Source organism: Acidovorax sp. SUPP3434, from assembly GCF_030159015.1.
Lineage (GTDB): Bacteria > Pseudomonadota > Gammaproteobacteria > Burkholderiales > Burkholderiaceae_C > Paracidovorax.
Genome location: NZ_BQXL01000004.1, coordinates 280,752 through 296,695, shown reverse-complemented (window position 1 = coordinate 296,695; position 15,944 = coordinate 280,752). Strand labels below are relative to the sequence as shown.

General features: G+C 70.0%; 16 protein-coding genes. 6 read left to right on the top strand and 10 right to left on the bottom strand.

What is annotated here, in order from left to right; all coding sequences use genetic code 11:
• Positions 1-75 precede the first annotated feature (75 nt).
• Positions 76-1,668: an ABC transporter substrate-binding protein gene (locus AVKW3434_RS10285; RefSeq protein ID WP_284405759.1), complete on the bottom strand. Its 1,593-nt coding sequence runs from the start codon at positions 1,666-1,668 to the stop codon at positions 76-78.
• Between the two features lie 157 nt (positions 1,669-1,825).
• Between AVKW3434_RS10285 and AVKW3434_RS10280 the strand changes: the two genes are divergently transcribed.
• Positions 1,826-2,761 carry a LysR family transcriptional regulator gene (locus tag AVKW3434_RS10280; protein ID WP_284394646.1) on the top strand — a complete coding sequence of 312 codons (936 nt, stop codon included), beginning with the start codon at positions 1,826-1,828 and terminating at the stop codon, positions 2,759-2,761.
• Between the two features lie 19 nt (positions 2,762-2,780).
• Here the strand turns inward: AVKW3434_RS10280 and AVKW3434_RS10275 are convergent, their stop codons facing one another.
• Positions 2,781-3,620, bottom strand: coding sequence for a hypothetical protein (locus AVKW3434_RS10275; protein ID WP_284405783.1), 840 nt, complete (start codon positions 3,618-3,620; stop codon positions 2,781-2,783).
• Entirely contained in the window at positions 3,620-4,726 is a 1,107-nt protein-coding gene (gene alr, locus AVKW3434_RS10270; RefSeq protein ID WP_284405758.1) for an alanine racemase, read from the bottom strand. The genes AVKW3434_RS10275 and alr overlap by 1 nt, the downstream gene beginning before the upstream one ends.
• 139 nt (positions 4,727-4,865) lie before the next feature.
• Here alr and lplT point away from each other — a divergent pair, with 139 nt between their 5' ends.
• The 4 genes from lplT (at position 4,866) to AVKW3434_RS10250 (ending at position 8,991) form a co-directional block, all read left to right on the top strand.
• On the top strand, positions 4,866-6,146 hold the full coding sequence (lplT, locus tag AVKW3434_RS10265; RefSeq protein WP_272565936.1) for a lysophospholipid transporter LplT: 1,281 nt from the start codon (positions 4,866-4,868) through the stop codon (positions 6,144-6,146).
• A 202-nt stretch (positions 6,147-6,348) separates the two neighbouring features.
• Complete coding sequence (locus AVKW3434_RS10260) at positions 6,349-7,221, top strand: DMT family transporter (RefSeq protein ID WP_284405757.1); 873 nt, start codon at positions 6,349-6,351, stop codon at positions 7,219-7,221.
• A 202-nt stretch (positions 7,222-7,423) separates the two neighbouring features.
• Positions 7,424-8,437, top strand: a complete 1,014-nt coding sequence (locus tag AVKW3434_RS10255; RefSeq protein WP_284405756.1) for a TRAP transporter substrate-binding protein — start codon at positions 7,424-7,426, stop codon at positions 8,435-8,437.
• 68 nt (positions 8,438-8,505) lie between these two features.
• On the top strand, positions 8,506-8,991 hold the full coding sequence (locus AVKW3434_RS10250; RefSeq protein ID WP_272565943.1) for a glutathione peroxidase: 486 nt from the start codon (positions 8,506-8,508) through the stop codon (positions 8,989-8,991).
• A 7-nt stretch (positions 8,992-8,998) separates the two neighbouring features.
• Here the strand turns inward: AVKW3434_RS10250 and AVKW3434_RS10245 are convergent, their stop codons facing one another.
• The 3 genes from AVKW3434_RS10245 to AVKW3434_RS10235 form a co-directional block, all read right to left on the bottom strand.
• On the bottom strand, positions 8,999-9,589 hold the full coding sequence (locus AVKW3434_RS10245) for a hypothetical protein (protein WP_284405755.1): 591 nt from the start codon (positions 9,587-9,589) through the stop codon (positions 8,999-9,001).
• Positions 9,590-9,669: 80 nt separating this feature from the next.
• Entirely contained in the window at positions 9,670-10,137 is a 468-nt protein-coding gene (locus tag AVKW3434_RS10240; RefSeq protein WP_284405754.1) for a hypothetical protein, read from the bottom strand.
• Between the two features lie 14 nt (positions 10,138-10,151).
• Positions 10,152-10,856, bottom strand: coding sequence for a hypothetical protein (locus AVKW3434_RS10235; RefSeq protein WP_272565948.1), 705 nt, complete (start codon positions 10,854-10,856; stop codon positions 10,152-10,154).
• A gap of 668 nt (positions 10,857-11,524) precedes the next feature.
• Between AVKW3434_RS10235 and AVKW3434_RS10230 the strand changes: the two genes are divergently transcribed.
• Positions 11,525-13,111, top strand: coding sequence for a hypothetical protein (locus tag AVKW3434_RS10230; protein ID WP_284405753.1), 1,587 nt, complete (start codon positions 11,525-11,527; stop codon positions 13,109-13,111).
• Between the two features lie 54 nt (positions 13,112-13,165).
• On the opposite strand, the gene AVKW3434_RS10225 is transcribed toward AVKW3434_RS10230, so the two are convergent.
• The 4 genes from AVKW3434_RS10225 to AVKW3434_RS10210 all read right to left on the bottom strand — a co-directional run bounded on the left by AVKW3434_RS10225 (position 13,166) and on the right by AVKW3434_RS10210 (position 15,903).
• On the bottom strand, positions 13,166-13,870 hold the full coding sequence (locus AVKW3434_RS10225; RefSeq protein ID WP_272565951.1) for a helix-turn-helix transcriptional regulator: 705 nt from the start codon (positions 13,868-13,870) through the stop codon (positions 13,166-13,168).
• Positions 13,871-13,937: 67 nt separating this feature from the next.
• Positions 13,938-14,408, bottom strand: coding sequence for a GyrI-like domain-containing protein (locus tag AVKW3434_RS10220; RefSeq protein ID WP_284405752.1), 471 nt, complete (start codon positions 14,406-14,408; stop codon positions 13,938-13,940).
• Positions 14,409-14,421: 13 nt separating this feature from the next.
• A complete protein-coding gene (locus AVKW3434_RS10215; protein ID WP_284405751.1) occupies positions 14,422-14,823 on the bottom strand; it encodes a VOC family protein in 402 nt (133 codons plus the stop codon).
• A 102-nt stretch (positions 14,824-14,925) separates the two neighbouring features.
• Positions 14,926-15,903, bottom strand: coding sequence for a ProQ/FINO family protein (locus tag AVKW3434_RS10210; protein WP_284405750.1), 978 nt, complete (start codon positions 15,901-15,903; stop codon positions 14,926-14,928).
• Positions 15,904-15,944: the final 41 nt, after the last annotated feature.

Sequence of the window (15,944 nt, the reverse complement as noted above, 5' to 3'; positions counted from 1 at the left end):
CCCCGGGGCCGGGCGGCCCGCGGGGCGGTTCGTGAAGGCCGGGCGCGATGACCGGCAACGATATGGCCTGGCGGCTCAGTTGACCTTCAGCAGGCGCCAGTCGATGCGGTTGTCCGCGCGGTGGATGATCTCCACCTTTTGCGAGGCCGCCCAGGGGATGACTTGGTTGTACAGCGGGATGTGCGAGATGAGCTGGTGGTCCTGCACCAGCGCCTGCTCGATCAGGCTGTTGCGCGTGGCAGCGTCGGTTTCCTTCTTGATGCGCTCGATCAGCGCGTCCTGCTGCGGGTCGCTGAAGCGGCCCAGGTTGAAGTTGCCGTCGCCGCCGGCACCGGGCGAGCGGATCAGCGACTGCAGCGAATAGAACGCATCGAACGTCGGCACGCCCCAGCCCAGCAGGTAGATGCTGGCCTCGTTGCGCTGGATCATCGGGAAGTAGGTGGCGAACGGCAGCGAGCGCAGCCTGGCTTTCACGCCCACCTTGGCCCACTGGGCGGTGATGGCCTGGCACAGCTGCTCGTCGTTGATGTAGCGGCCCGCGCTGCAGGCGAAGTCCACCTCGAAGCCCTGCGGGTAGCCGGCCTCGGCCAGCAGCTTCTGCGCGGCGGCGGGGTCGTAGGGCCAGCGCACGTCGGCCTTCGGGGTCCAGCCGTTCACCTGCCGCGCGATGATCGCGCCGGTGGGCTGGGCCAGGCCACGCAGCACCACGCGCTGGATGGCGTTGATGTCGATGGCCTGGTAGAGCGCTTTGCGCACGCGCACGTCCTTGAGCGGGTTCTTGCCCTTCACGCTGGAGTTCTGCAACTCGTCGCGGAACTGGTCCAGGCCCAGGAAGATGGTGCGGTTCTCGGCGCCGTCCAGCACCTTCAGTTGCGGCTGCTGGCGGATGCGCGGCACGTCCTGCAGGCTGGGGTCGAGCACGAAGTCCACCTCGCCCGACAGCAGCGCAGCCGTGCGCGTGGCATCGGACTTGATGGGCGTGTAGACCACGTCGGTCACGTTGCCGCCGAATTGGCCCTTGCCCCACCAGTGGGGATTGGCCGCCAGCACCAGGCGCTGGTCGGGCGCCCAGGACTTGAGCACGAACGGGCCCGTGCCCAGCGTGTTGCGGTGGGTGTAGGGCTCGTCGCTGGTCTTGATGTCCTTCGGCGCCGTGGCGTTGTTCTTCTCGGCCCAAGGCTTGCTCATGATGCGCAGCTCGGTCAGCTGGTTGACCAGCACCGGGTTGGGCACCTCGGAGAAGATGTCCACGGTGTTCGCGTCCACCACGTCCACGCGGTCGATGCCCTGCGTGTACACGGCGTAGTTGGAGGTCTTGGCCTTGGCGCGCTCCAGCGAGAACTTCACGTCGTCGGCCGTGAGGGCGGAGCCGTCGCTGAACTTCACGCCCTGGCGCAGCGTGATGCGCAGCTGCGTGGGGCTGACCCGCTTCCAGGCGGTGGCCAGCTGCGGCTCGGGCTTGAAGGTCTTGCTGTTGTATTCGACCAGCGTTTCGTACACGGCCGAATGCAGCGCGTTGTTCACGCCCACGTTCTGCGCGTGGATGTCCCACGAGGACACGTCGGCCGAGCGGGCGAAGCGGAAGGTGGCGGCCTGCGCGGCCAGCGGTGTGGCCACGGTGAAGGCGGCAGCGGCCAGGGTGGCCGCGAGGGAAAGCGAAAAGCGCATGGTGCAAAGGCCCTGAAGCAACGAAGAGTGCGGCCACTATGCCCGCGGCCCTCCGCGCGGCGAACGACTTTGTGGTTCTAACGTTATGCAGGCCGCTGGGCCGGGTAAATTCAGGGCCCGGCCCGTTGCCTTCCAAACCTCACACCACTGGCCATCCATGGGCTCCATCGATCCGCAGGAAAGCACCCCGCAGCTGCTCAATCGGCTGCGCATGCGGCAGGTCGCGCTGATGCTGGCCATCGCCGAGCACCGCACACTGCGCGCGGCCGCGGGCGCGCTGGGCCTGAGCCAGCCGGCCGCAACCAAGATGCTCCACGAACTGGAGGCCGCCCTCGGCCAGCCGCTGTTCGACCGGGTGGGCCGCGGCCTGCGGCTGAACGCCGCGGGCGAGCGGGTGACCGGCTACTTTCGCAGCATCCGCGGCAGCATGGAAGCGCTGAACCGCGAGCTCAGCGAGATGCGGCTGGGCAGCGCGGGCAAGCTGTCGGTCGGCAGCATCATGGCGGCCTCGCCGGGCCGGCTGACCGACGCGCTGCTCGGGCTGAAGGCGGTGTTCCCGCTGCTGGCGCTGGAGATCGCCGTGGACACGAGCGACCGGCTGCTGGCGCAGCTGCGCGAGGGCGTGCTCGAAGTGGTGGTGGGCCGGCGTTCCGGCGATTCGGGCCGGGACTGCACCTTCCAGCCCATCGACGGCGAAGGTCTGGCGGTGGTGGTGCGCAACGGCCATCCCCTGGCGGGCAAGGCGCGCGTGGGCTTCGCGGCGCTGCTCGATTTTTCGTGGGTGCTGCAGCCGGCCGGCAGCCCCATGCGCGACCTGATCGCGCAGGAGTTCAAGGACCACGGCGCGGCGCTGCCGCAGGGGCTGATCGAGACCGGCTCCATCCTCACCACCATCAACCTGGTGCGGCGCTCCGAACTGATCGGGGTGATCCCGGAGGCCGTGGCGCAGCGCGATGCAGAGCACGGCCTGCTGCACGTGCTGCCCTACCGCTTCCAGCACACGCTGGAGGCCTACGGCAGCCTGGTGCGGGCCGACCGGCCGCTGAGCCCGCCGGCCCAGGCGTTCCTGCGGCTGCTGCACGCGCCGAAGTAGAACCCGGCCCCCGCGGGCTTCAGCGCGCGCGCAGCAGGCGCACGGCTTCGGGCAGGGAGTTGGCCTGCGGCACGAAGCGGTCGATGGCCGCGCCCAGCACCACCGCGCACAGCAGTGCGCCGAGCAGCGGCTTCCAGGTCAGCCGCACCGCGGCCGAGAGCCAGCCGGCCCGCTCCACGCCCATCGCGGCGCGCGCGGTGGCGTACGAGAACGCCAGTTCCACCGCCACGGCCAGCAGCACATCGAAGCCGAAGTACAGCAGCGCGAGCGCTCCCGCGCCCAGCACGATGGCCGCGCCGATGAGGAAGATGGCCACCACGGGCACGATCACCACCGCGCCCTCGTCCGCACCGCTGGCGGCCTCCAGCGCCCCGCCGGCCACGTCGCTCAAACCCTCGCCCAGGCCGCTCCCCACGCCCTCGCCGAAATCGCCGCTCGCCCCACCGCCACCGAAGTCGCCGCCGCCCCCGCTGCGCGGCACGGGCACCCGCGTGCTGCCGGTCGGCAGGTCGATGTCGGACGGCAGGTCGATGCCGTCGGTCCACCCACTGTCGTCCCGCTGGCGGGGCGGCCGCACCAGCCAGGCCGCCCAGGCCCGCAGCACCAGCAGGTAGGCGACGTAGCCCACGCCCAGCGTGATGCCGTAGCGCAGCGCGAGCGAGTCCACGCCCATCACCTTCTGGGTGTGCGAGGTGGCCCACATCAACGCCATCATGAAGGCGCCGATGCACCAGCCGTGCACGTGCAGCCGGTGGCGCTGGCGCAGGGTGTGCACCAGTTCGCGGTCGGGCGCCTGCACCCGCCGCCAGGTCGAGCCCTTGCCGGATCGGGCGGCCGGCGCGCGCTGCCCCGGGCGCATCAGGCCACCGCCACCGGCACGCGCGGGGCCAGGGCGCACATCAGCTCCCAGCTCACCGTGCCGGCGGCATGCGCCACCTCGTCGATCGACAGCACGGCACCGCTGGCGGCGCGCCCCCACATCGTGGCCTCGGCGCCGAAGCCCGCCTCCACGCCCGCCGCGATCACGGGGGAGAGGTCCACCGTGATCATGTCCATGCTCACCCGGCCCACCACGCGCGTGCGCACCCCGTTCACCAGCACGGGCGTGCCGGTGCCGGCGTGGCGCGGGTAGCCGTCGGCATAGCCGCAGGCCAGCACGCCGATGGTGAGCGGGGCGTCGGCCGTGAAGGCGGAGCCGTAGCCCACCGTGTCGCCGGCCTGCACGTGCTGCACCGCGATCACGCGGGCCGACAACGTCATCGACGGCTGCAGGTTCCAGTGGGCGGCGTCGTGCTCGGGGTAGTCCGGCGCCCCGCCGTAGAGCACGATGCCGGCGCGGATCCAGTCGCCGCGCACGCGCGCATCGACCGCATGGCGCAGGGTGGCCGCGCTGTTGCACACGCTCTTCTCGCCGGGCAGGTCCTGCGTGGCGGCCTGGAAGGCCTGCATCTGGTGCGCGATGCCGCGGGGGCCATCGGCGTCGCTGAAGTGGGTCATGGATGAGATCTCGTCCACCTGCGTGAGCGCATTGAGCCGCGCCCAGGCCGAGCGGTAGCGCTCGGGCGTGAAGCCCAGGCGGTTCATGCCCGTGTTCATCTTGAGGAAGACGCGGTGCGGCGCCTGCGTCTTGTGGGCGGCCAGCCAGTCGATCTGCTCGTCGCAATGCACCGCGTGCCACAGCCCCAGGCGCGAGCACAGCTCCAGGTCGCGCGGCTCGAACACGCCCTCCAGCAGCAGGATGGGGCCGCGCCAGCCCAGGGCGCGCAGGCGCTCGGCCTCGGACAGGTCCAGCAGCGCGAAGCCGTCGGCCGCGCGCAGCCCCTCGAACACGCGCTCGATGCCGTGGCCGTAGGCATTGGCCTTCACCACCGCCCAGGCCAGGGCGTCCGGCGCACTGGCGCGGGCGCGCTCGAGATTGTGTTGCAGTGCAGCAGTGTGGATGGTGGCTTGGATGGGACGCGGCATGGGGTGGATCTGCGGAGCGAAAAGGAAGGAATTCTGGCATCGCCCTCTAGAAACCGCGTGATATAACCGCCAGTCACTTGCAGCGGGTTCCGATATTTAACAGGGCATCAGGCGAACTGATGCACCCAACAGCCATTCGATGAAGCGCGGTTTCTACACCATCATGTCGGCGCAGTTTTTCAGCTCGCTGGCCGACAACGCACTTTTCGTGGCCGCCGTGGAATTGCTGCGCACCAACGGGTCGCCGGAATGGCAGCGTGCGGCGCTCGTGCCGATGTTCGCGCTGTTCTACGTGGTGCTGGCGCCGTTCGTGGGCGCCTTCGCTGATGCGATGCCCAAGGGCAAGGTCATGTTCTTCAGCAACGCGATCAAGGTCGTGGGCTGCCTCATGATGCTGTTCGGCTCGCACCCGCTGATCGCCTACGCCGTGGTCGGCCTGGGCGCTGCGGCCTACTCGCCCGCCAAGTACGGCATCCTCACCGAACTGCTGCCGGCCTCGCAGCTGGTCAAGGCCAACGGGTGGATCGAGGGGTTGACCATCGCCTCCATCATCCTGGGCGTGCTGCTGGGCGGCCAGCTCGTGGGGCCCGCCATCGCCGGCCTGCTGCTGTCGGTGGACCTGCCCTTCGTGGACACCGGCGTGGACACCGCGGCCGAGGCCGCCATCGCCGCGCTGATCACGCTGTACCTGGTGGCCGCGTGGTTCAATACCCGCATTCCCCACACCGGCGTGGAGATGCGCCCGCTGCCCTCCAATCCGCTGGCGATGCTGCCGGACTTCTGGGCCTGCAACAACCGTCTGTGGCGCGACAAGCTGGGCCAGATCTCGCTGTCCACCACCACCCTCTTCTGGGGTGCGGGCGGCAACCTCAAGTTCATCGTGCTGGCCTGGGCCGCGGCCGCGCTCTCCTACAACACCACGCAGGCCTCGGCCCTCACCGGGGTGGTGGCCATCGGCACGGCCGTGGGCGCGGTGGTGGCCTCCATGCGCATGCGGCTGGACATGGCCACCAAGGTGATCCCGCTGGGCATCGCCATGGGCCTGCTGCTGGTGCTGATGGTGTTCATCAAGAGCATCTGGGTCGCCATTCCCTTCCTCATCCTGCTGGGCGGCCTGGGCGGCTACCTGGTGGTGCCGATGAACGCGCTGCTGCAGCACCGGGGCCACAACCTCATGGGCGCGGGCCGCTCCATCGCGGTGCAGAATTTCAACGAGCAGGCCTGCATCCTGGCGCTGGGCGCGTTCTACAGCCTGTCGCTCAAGATGGGGCTGTCGGTGTTCGGCGCCATCACCGCGTTCGGCCTCGTGGTGGCCGGGGTGATGTGGCTGATCCGCCGCTGGCACCAGCACAACTGCGTGCGCTACCGCGAAGAGGTGGACCACCTGCTGCACCTGGCGCGGCACGATCACCACCACTGACCGCCGCCGGCCGCCGCGGCGCGCTCCGGGCGCCACGCGCGGCCGCCTGCCGGCCTGCGCAATGGAAAGTACAACTTAACCACAGCCGGACATGGAACTGCCTTCATCCGAGGGCAGAAAATCATGCCGATGCTGCGGCCCCTCTTTTTCCGTGCCCATCCGACTGCGAAGCGGAGGCACCCCTGCCGCACCACGACGCTCCATGCCATCGCCGCTGCCCTATTTCGCCCTGCTGTTCAATGCCTTCGTTTGGGGCCTGGCATGGTGGCCGTTCCGGGTGATGCACGGGGCGGGGCTGCACCCGCTGTGGGCGACCGCCGTGATGTACAGCGCCATCCTGGCCGGCCTGCTGGCGCTGCGGCCGGGCCTGTGGGCGCAGGTGCGCCAGCACCCGCAGCTGTGGCTACTGGCCCTGAGCTCGGGGCTGAACAACGTGGCCTTCAACTGGGCGGTGACCGTGGGCGACGTGGTGCGCGTGGTCCTGCTGTTCTATCTGATGCCGGTCTGGGGCCTGCTGCTGGCCTGGCGGGTGCTGGGCGAGCGGCCCACGCCCATGGCGCTGCTGCGGCTGGCGCTGGCCTTCACCGGCGTGGTGCTGGTGCTGGTGCCCGAGGGCACCTCGCCGTCCCGGCTGCTGCAGAACCTGTCGCTCGCCGACGGGCTGGCGCTGGCGGGCGGCTTTTTCTTCGCGCTGACCAACGTCACGCTGCGGCGGCTGCATGCGGTGCCGGGACAGGCGCGCATGTTCGTCATGTTCGGCGGCTGCATGCTGATGGCGCTGGTGGTGGCCTGCATCGGGCTGCAGGCCGGCGTGGTGGAGCCGTTTCCCCCGGTGAACGCCACCTGGATCGCCACGGCCGCCCTGCTCGCGGTGGCGCTGTGGCTGGGCAACGGGGCGCTGCAGTACGGGGCGTCGCGGCTGGCGGCGGGCACCACGGCGGTGATCCTGCTGTCGGAGGTGGTGTTCGCCAGCGTGTCCTCGGTGCTGCTGTCGGCCGCGCAGCTGCAGCCGCGCACCTTGCTGGGCGGGGGCCTGATCGTGTTCGCCGCCCTCCTCGCATCGCTGCGGCGCTGAGCGCCCGGCGGGCCGCCGCACAGGCGCCGCCCCGCCGCAGGGCCGGGGCCCAAAGGCCCTTGGCCGCCATGGAAAACAGGGCTCTCCCGGCCGGTGCTTGCGTGCCCGCGGGGCGCCGGTATAGTCATTGCAAGTTACGTCACCAGCGTACGCCGTTGTCATGCATCCGCAGGCCGGCGCTGCGCGCTTTCGGAGATTCGGTATGAAACGTCGTTCATGGTGCGCGCTCTTCATGGCGCTCGGTTCCTTGGCGCTGCCCGGCGCCGCGTCGGCGCAGGCGAAGTGGACCCTCGCCACGGGCTACCTGCCCGACGTGTTCCACACCGTCAACCTGCAGCAGTTCGCCCAGGAGGTGAACGACCGCACGAAAGGCGCGCTGGTGATCGACGTGCGCCCCGACAACAGCGTGGCCCGGCTGTCCGAGATCGCCGGCCAGGTGCGCACCGGCAAGATCGCGGCGGGCGAGGTGCTGCTCAGCTCGCTGGCGGCCGACACCAAGCTGGCCGGGGCCGACGCCATTCCCTTCATCGTGGACAGCTACGACGACGCACTGCGGCTGTGGAAGGCGCAGCGCCCCGTGCTGCAGGAGGCGCTGGACCGGCAGGGCCTGGTGCCGCTGTACGCCGTGCCCTGGCCGGCCCAGGGTCTGTTCACCACGCGGTCCATCCGCCACGTGAGCGACCTGCGCGGCGCCAAGATGCGCAGCTACAGCCCCAGCACCGTGCGCATCGCCCAGCTGATGGGCGCCACGCCGGTGGACGTGCCCACCAAGGGCATCAACCAAGCCGTGCTGGACCGGCAGATCGACACGCTCTTCACCTCGCCCGTCACGGGCGTGGAGAACAAGGTGTGGGATCTGCCCATCAAATACTTCTACAACGTGCATGCCTGGTATCCCAAGAACCTCGTGCTGGTCAACAAGGCCCAGTGGCTGGCCCTGCCCGAAGGCACGCGCAAGATCGTCGAGGAGGCCGCCGCCCAGGCCCAGGTGCGCGGATGGAACGCGAGCAGCGCCGCGTCCACCGCCTCCATCGCCGAGCTGGCGCGCAACGGCATCAAGGTGGAGACGCCCGACTTCGAGCTGCGCCGCGAGCTGCGGCGCCTGGGCGAGCAGTTCTCGCTCGAATACATCCGCGACACCGGCGCCGACGGCAACCGCATGATGATTCCGTACTTCTCCGGCGAGAATGCCGCTGCCGCCGCCAAGACCCGGTGAACGCCCTGCCGGCGTGGCGGCGCCCGATCGATCCGATCCATCCACCTTTCCTGCAAGGGATGCGCGCCATGACCAGCGTCTACGACTTCGAGGCCCGGCAGATGAACGGCCAGACCGTGCCCCTGCGGCAGTACGCGGGGCAGCTGCTGCTCATCGTCAACACGGCGAGCGCCTGCGGCTTCACGCCGCAGTTCGCCGGGCTGGAGGCCCTGCACCAGCAATACGGCCCCCAGGGGCTGGCCGTGCTGGGGTTTCCCTGCAACCAGTTCGGCCGCCAGGACCCGGGCAGCAACGACGAGATCGCCAGCTTCTGCCAGCTCAACTACGGAGTGAGCTTTCCGATGATGGCCAAGATCGACGTGAACGGCGCCGACGCCGACCCGCTGTACCGCTGGCTCAAGGCCGAGGCCCCGGGACTGCTGGGCACCCAGGCGATCAAGTGGAACTTCACCAAGTTCCTCATCGGCCGGGACGGGCAGGTGCTGCGCCGCTACGGCCCGCGGGACACGCCGCAGTCCATGGCGGGCGACATCGAGGCCGCCCTCAAGCGCTGAGCCTGGCCTACACAGCGGCCGCGGGCTTTTCGAGATCGATGATCTCCATCGGCACCTTCTTGTAGGCCAGGTAGTCCCACTTCAGGTACAGGAACTGCCCGCCGTCCGGTTGCGGAACCATGCCGTAGAAAGCGGGGCGCGGGGCTTTGGCATTGGTGACGATGAACTGCGCGGCGCGGATCAGATCTTCCGTCTTGACGACGGCCGCCGAGCGAAGGCGACCCCCCTGGCCGGACAAGAAAGCCTGCACCGTGAGGTGCGGGAACACATAGCCCTCCTGCCGAGCATTGAGCGCCATCAGCCGCTTCTGGTATTCGGTCTCCGCACCCGACGGGCGGGCATAACGGATGGTGAAGCTGCGGTGGTTTTCCTCGGTCCACTGCACACGGCTTGCCAGACCCCGTATCGCTCCGGGCTGGTTCATCACTTGCCAGGCATCAATGCCCGCCAAAAGATCGAGTTCGTCCTTGAAGTCGCGCGCCGCATTGGCCTCAACCGGCCGGATCTTGCCGCCGCCCACCAGCGGGTAATGCTGAATGGCAGGCCAGACGGTATTGACGAAGTCCGCGGCACTGGCGGACAGGTTTTTGAGCAACATGGTTCTCCTCCGCAGGAAATCTTAGCCTGCAGGGATTCGGCGAACGGATGCGCGCAGGGCAATGCCCCCCTTGACCGCTTTCAGCGCTGCGGCTGCGGATCGCCGCGCACCACGAAGTGCCTGGAGAACCCCAGCGCCCGCGCGACGCCCCGGGGCTCCGAGACCAGCGGCATGCGAAAGCCCGGGCTGGGCAAAATCTCCACGCTCCAGTCGGTGTCGCCGATGAAGCGGAACCGCACGGTGTGCTCGCCCTCCAGCCCGATCAGCGAAAAACGCCCGGTGGTGTAGGCCCCGCCGATGGTGGCCGCGTCCAGCGGCTGCCACTGGCCATCGAACAGCGTGATGTGCAGCAGGTCTTCCTGCGGCACATCGTCGGTGGTGAACAGCAGGTGAAAGCCCCGGCACTCGAAGGCCGCCTCCAGCACCAGCCCGTCCACGCGGGCCTGCAGGGGCAGGCCGCCCTGCACGACCCGGCTTTGCATCGGGGCCTCGCCGCCCTCGGCGGGCAGGGGTGCCAGGGAAATGTCGGCGGGGGTGAGGATGCGCATCGCCGGCCCGCCGCTCACCACAGGAAATCCACGCCGAAGGCCGCCAGCGCGCCGCCCACGAACGCCCCGATGGTCACGCACACCGGCGCGCCGGGCCCACAGGCCAGGCCCGCCAGCGCGCCCCCGGCGATGCCGCCGCCGATCCCCGCCCCGGCCACGGCGAGTTCCTTGCCCGCTGCGGCGGTCTTGTCGTCGGCCGTCGCCACGTTGTAAACCGACAGGGCGATGGACAGCACGATCAGCCCCCGGCCCGCGCGCGACAGGCCGCGCATGGTCTGCGTGACCTTGGGGTTGGAGCGGCCGGCGGACTGGACGATCTCGCCGTACACCGCGTTCTGCTGCGCCGCCGTGAGCCGGTCGAACTGCACGGTGGGCCCGTGGATCTGCTGGGCCTTGCGGGCGATGAGCTCGTTGAGCGTCCGGCCCTCGGCCTTCAGGCTCTGCGCCATGGCGCGCCCGATGGGCGTGCTGCGCCCGCGGATGATCTCCATGATGGTGTTGCGCGCCACCTGGGCCTGCTCGGCCGCCTGGGCCCAGGTGATGCGGCCGCTCATCGCCTCGAACTGCAGGTCGTTGGCCATGGCCTGGATCTGCCGGGTATAGGCCAGCCGGGCCGAGGCATCCAGCGAGAGGTGGGCCCCGGCGTTGGCGATCTCCGCCTTCAGGGCCTGGATGGCCGAGTCGAAGGCGGCACGGTCTTTCGGATCGTCGTTCTGCATGCGTTGTTGTCTCCTCGTCTGGATGGGAAACGGCGCTGTTTTGCGTTGTGGCCGCCGGCCGCGCGCAGCAGGGGCCGCGTCGGGAGGCTTGGGGTTTTTTCGCACCGGTGCATGGCGGCATGCACGCGCCGAAAGTAACCGCCCGAGCGGCGATCGGGCGAAACCATCGGTCAAAGAGGTTTCAATACGTAGGAAAGTGTCGAATCGATCAAGGGGCGCAACCCCGCGCCACAGCGCCGTTCGCCCCGCCGGGCGGGCTTGTCAAAGCCCACACCCCACCATAGGGGGGATTGGCAGGCCCGTTGAATTTGTATCTATTACGGGTCTTCGCCCCTCATTCCATATGCCGGAAGGAACTTTTCGCATGCCTTGTCCTGCGGCGGTGAAGATCACGCTGAAGGTGGGTGATACGGAGTTTTTTGGAGAAAAAGGCCTGCAGCGCATGATTTTCTAGGGCATATCGCTACAAAAACAGGAGCAAATCCAAAACCGGGTGATGGGGCGCCGGACCGCCTTTCCCCTGGCAGGGTCGCGAATGGCGTCAGCCAGCCGGATCCCGCTTTTTTTCGCAGAACTGCCGCCCGCCTCGACGGGGCTGGCAGGCATTTCGCGTCGGGCCTGTTGCAGGCCACGGCACCCTGATTCCAATCCAAGGAGGAACTTCCCGCATGTCCCGTTTCGCAATGACCAAGACACTCGCGCTCTGCGTCGGGGGCCTGATCCTGGCCTCTTCGGCCTGGGCGCAGACCACCACCCCGCCCAATGCCGAGCCGGAGCCGGGCCTGTGGGCCTTCGACGGCGAACTGAACGGCCAGCCCGGACGCAGCCTGCAGATCGATACCGAACAGGGCCGCGCCCTCATCGTGTCCTACCTGGGCTACCGCGCCGACGGGTCGTCCGTGTTCCTGCAGGCCAGCGGCCTGCGCGGCGGCGACAGCTCGGCCTTCCGGGGCCCGCTGCAGGAGTTCCGCAACGGGCCGCCCGTGATCGGCGGCGGTGCGGGCAACGGCGAAGTAGCGGGCAGCCCGGGCGAGATCCAGCTGGCCTTCGACTCGCCCACCTCCGGCACCGTCACGCTGCCGGGCGACGTGACGCGCCGCATCTCGCGCTTCACGTATGGCCTCCCGAACGGCGGCACGCAATACACCTTGCAGACCTATTCCACCCGCCTGTCCACGACGCCCATCGCCTCCTACCGCGTCGAACTGCGCGACGGCAATTTCCTGATGAGCCAGCTGAGCACGTCCGACGGCCGCCTGTGCTCCTACTCGGGCACCTACCAAAAGCGCGGACAGGGCATCGAATCCGACGGCACCGCCAGTTGCGTGGACCCCTCCGGCACCCAGCAGCGCAGTCCGTACCGGATCGAGCAGTTTGCCGTGGACCCCTACGGCATGGCCACCGGCACGCTGCGCAAGGACGGGATCGAATCCTTCTTCATGGGTGCCTGCCATGCGGGCGCAGTCATGCTCGGCAGCCCGGGCACCTGCGCGTCCGGCTCGTCGCCATCCGACATCGTGGTGCAGCCCGGCATCTGGGCCTTCGACAGCGAGGTGAACGGCCGACCGGGCCGCAGCCTGCAGATCGACACCCAGAACGGCAGCCGCGCGCTGGTCCTGTCCTACCTGGGCTACCGCACCGACGGCTCTTCGCTGTTCATGCAGGGCAGCACCGCGAACCGCGACACCAATGCCCAGTTCACGGTGCCCTTGACCGAATTCCGCAACGGCCCGGTGATCGGTGGCGCCATCCGCCCCGCGGAGGTGGCCTCGACCATGGGTGCGGCAACCATCGTGTTCGACAGCCCCACGACCGCGACCATCACGCTGCCCTTCGACACGCCACGCCGCATTTCGCGCTTCCGCTACGAAGACCATCTGGTGCGTTTCAACAAGGCTTTTTCCGCCCAGGTGTATCCGTTCTGGTCGCCTGTCGGGGCCACCATCAGCATCGACATGGTCATGAAAGACAACCTCTTTCGCATGGACACGCGCACCGCGGATCTGCTGACGGCCTGCGAGTACCGCGGCACCTACCGCCTGTCGGGCGAGGGCCTGGACTCGGAAGGCACGCGCACCTGCACGGCCCCCAGCGGCACCACGAGCGAGGCCTACCGCGCCGAGCAATTCACGGTGGACCGCAACGGCCTGTTGCGCGGCCTGATGCAAAGCGCGTCGGGCGCCCGGACCCTGGTCCTGGGGGCCTGCTGGAACGGGCGCCTGTGCACCCCGCCCGAGCTGGAACTGCCGCGCTGACAGGCACCGGCCCTTGCCAGGGGCCGCAGGCAGGCGCCTGCTGGCGGCCCATCCTCAGCCGCCGCCGGGCCCGACCCCGGGGCGGCCCCACACGTGGCGCAGCATGTCGGCCAGCGAGCGGCCAGGCTCCACGGTGAAGCGCTCGTCCAGCACGTCGAGCGAGACGATCCGGTCCACGCGAAAGCCGCGAAAGTCATCGCGCAGTTCGCACCAGGTGGACAGCGTCCAGACCTTGCCCCAGTAAAAGCACCCCAGCGGCCGCACCCGGCGCTCGCTGGGGCGCCCCTGTTCGTCGGCATAGTGCAGGCGCACCACATGGCGCGACTGCACGGCCTCGCGCAGCGGGCGCAGCAGGGCCTGGGTGCGCGGGTCCACCGCCACGGCCGGGGCATAGAGCGCCTGCGCCTCGGCGGCCGCGCGTGCCGCGGGCGGCAGCACCGAGAGGATCTTGCCCAGGGCGCTTTCCACCTCGCCGGCCAGGCCGGTGTCCAGCCAGGACTGCGCCAGCCGGGCGGCGGCGACCAGGGCGTTGGCCTCGCCCTGGCTGAACATGAGCGGCGGCAGGTCGAAGCCCGCGCCCAGGCGGTAGCCCACGCCGGCCTCGCCTTCGATGGGCACGCCCTGGTGCTGCAGGTCGGCCACGTCGCGGTAGATCGTGCGCGCCGAGACCTCCAGCCGCTTCGCCAGGAAGTCGGCCGTGGACAGGCGACGGCCCCGGATGAGCTGGACGATCTGGAACAGGCGGTCGGCGCGGCGCATGGGTGAGGCAGTGGGGGGCGGGATCGGGGCGTGGGCGAGGATTGTGCCCTGCCCCGCGCAGGGCGCGTCAGCCCTGCACGCCGATGCAGACGGCCACCTGGTCGGGGCCTTCGTAGGCCTCGAAATCGACGTCGAAGCGGCGGCGCGGCACGGGGTGCTGCCCGAAGTGCGCCCACACCGCACCCCAGGTGTCGATCACGGCCTGCGGCAGCGCGCCCTGCCGGCGAAACACGAGGTAGAGGCCGGCCGGCACCTGCACGCGCTCGAGGCCGGGCGCGGCACTGCCGCCGTCCAGGGCCACGCCCGCGAGCACGTCGAATTCGCCCTCGTGGTCGGACGCATACCGGCTGTACACGCCCACCACGCGGGGCGGCGCCAGGCCGGGCTGCTGCACCCGCTGGGCAACGCCTTCGGCGGCGAACCGCTGCCACAGCGGGCCGATGCGGGCCTGGGCAGGGTCGCGCTCCTGGCGGTTGCAGGTGCGCGTGGCGATGCCGGCAACGGTGAAGGCGCCGAAGGTTTCCAGGGTGGGAGACATGCGGCCCGCCCCTTCAGCGCGCCATGGCGTGCAGGCCGACGGTGTTGCCCTCGGTGTCGCACAGGTGCGCGATGAAGCCGATGCCGTTCGGCAGCTCGATGCAGGCATCGATCACGCGCCCGCCCGCCGGGGCGATGCGCTCGACGGCGGCGTCCAGGCCCGGGGCGCAGTCGAGGTAGATGCGCGTGCCGGCATCGGGCGCCACGCGGCGGCTCGGGCCTTGGATGAGGCAGCCGCCGGTGGCCGGCCGGTCGTAGGCGAAGACGGCCAGCGGATCGCCGCCCATCGTCTGGCGTTGCATGGGCCGGCCCAGCACCTGTTCGTAGAAGGCCTGGGCGCGGCCGAGGTCGGCGCAGGGGATCTCGAACCAGCTGATGGCGGAAACGGAGGAAGTGGCTGCGGCGGTGGAAGTCATGGCGGAGAGGTCCTTTCGGTGGTTGTTGCGAAGGACGCCATGGTGCGGGGGGCCTCCTGACAGCGTCGTGTCAGGAGGCTGCGCCGGCCCGGCCGCGCGGGCTCAGGCGGCGGGCTCGGCCGGGGGTTCGGACGGCGCGTCGGCAGCCGGTGCGGCCGGAGCCGCCAACGGCGCGGCGCGCAGCTGGCGCGCGCGGTGCAGCGAGCGTTCGGCCGTGCGCGGGTCCATGCCGTACATGTCGGCGAACTGCGCCACCGTGCTGCCGCTGGCCTCGAAGGCACGCAGCAGCGCCTCGGCCTTGGCATCGCGTTCGGCCACTTCGGCGAAGGCTTCGTCGAGCAGGGCATTGGCGGCCTCGTCGCGGCCCCGCACCAGCGCGTCGTACGCCTCGCGGGTGAGGCCCGAGGCCTCGTAGGCCTGCGCGATGCGGCGGCGCAGCTTGGCCGTCATGTCCTCGCCGTCGCGGGGCTTGCGGCGGCGGAACACTTCCAGCAGCGCATGGTGCACATGCTCGGGGGCCATGGCCTCCACGGCATGGCCCTGCAGATCGTGGCGCTGGCGGCCTTCGGCCACCACCTGCAGGTAGCGCGTGGACCGGGTGTGGATGCCCAGGGCGAGCTTGAGCGCATCGCGCTCGAACAGGTCGGGGTGGGCGGCCTGCAGGTCCTGGAAGATGCCGCGCTTGAGCGGCAGGAACTGCGCGCCGAACAGATGCGGGTACAGCGCGGCCAGTTGCTCCAGCGCGGGATGCGTGCGGCGCGGGCCTTGCGAGCCTTGCGGGGCGGCGCCCTTGCCGTTGCGGGGCGCGGCCTGCGCTGTGGGCGCGGCGCCTTCGGCGACCGGGGCACCGCCGGGCTTGCGGCGGTTGCGGCCGCCACGGCGCGAGGCGGGGCGGTCGGCGCGCGGCGCGGCCTCCTGCGGCCCTTCGCCTGCCTGCGGGCCATCGGCCGCGGGCGATGCCGTGGCGGCAGCGGCGTCGGTCACCACCGGTGCGCTGGAAGCGTCGGTCGCGGCCGCCGAGGTGGAGGCCGGCGCGGGGACGTGGTTCTGTTGTTCTTGTGCGGTCACGGAGTCGGTCATGGCAGAGGAAAACGCGGTTGGTGCGCGTCAGCGCGGCGGTC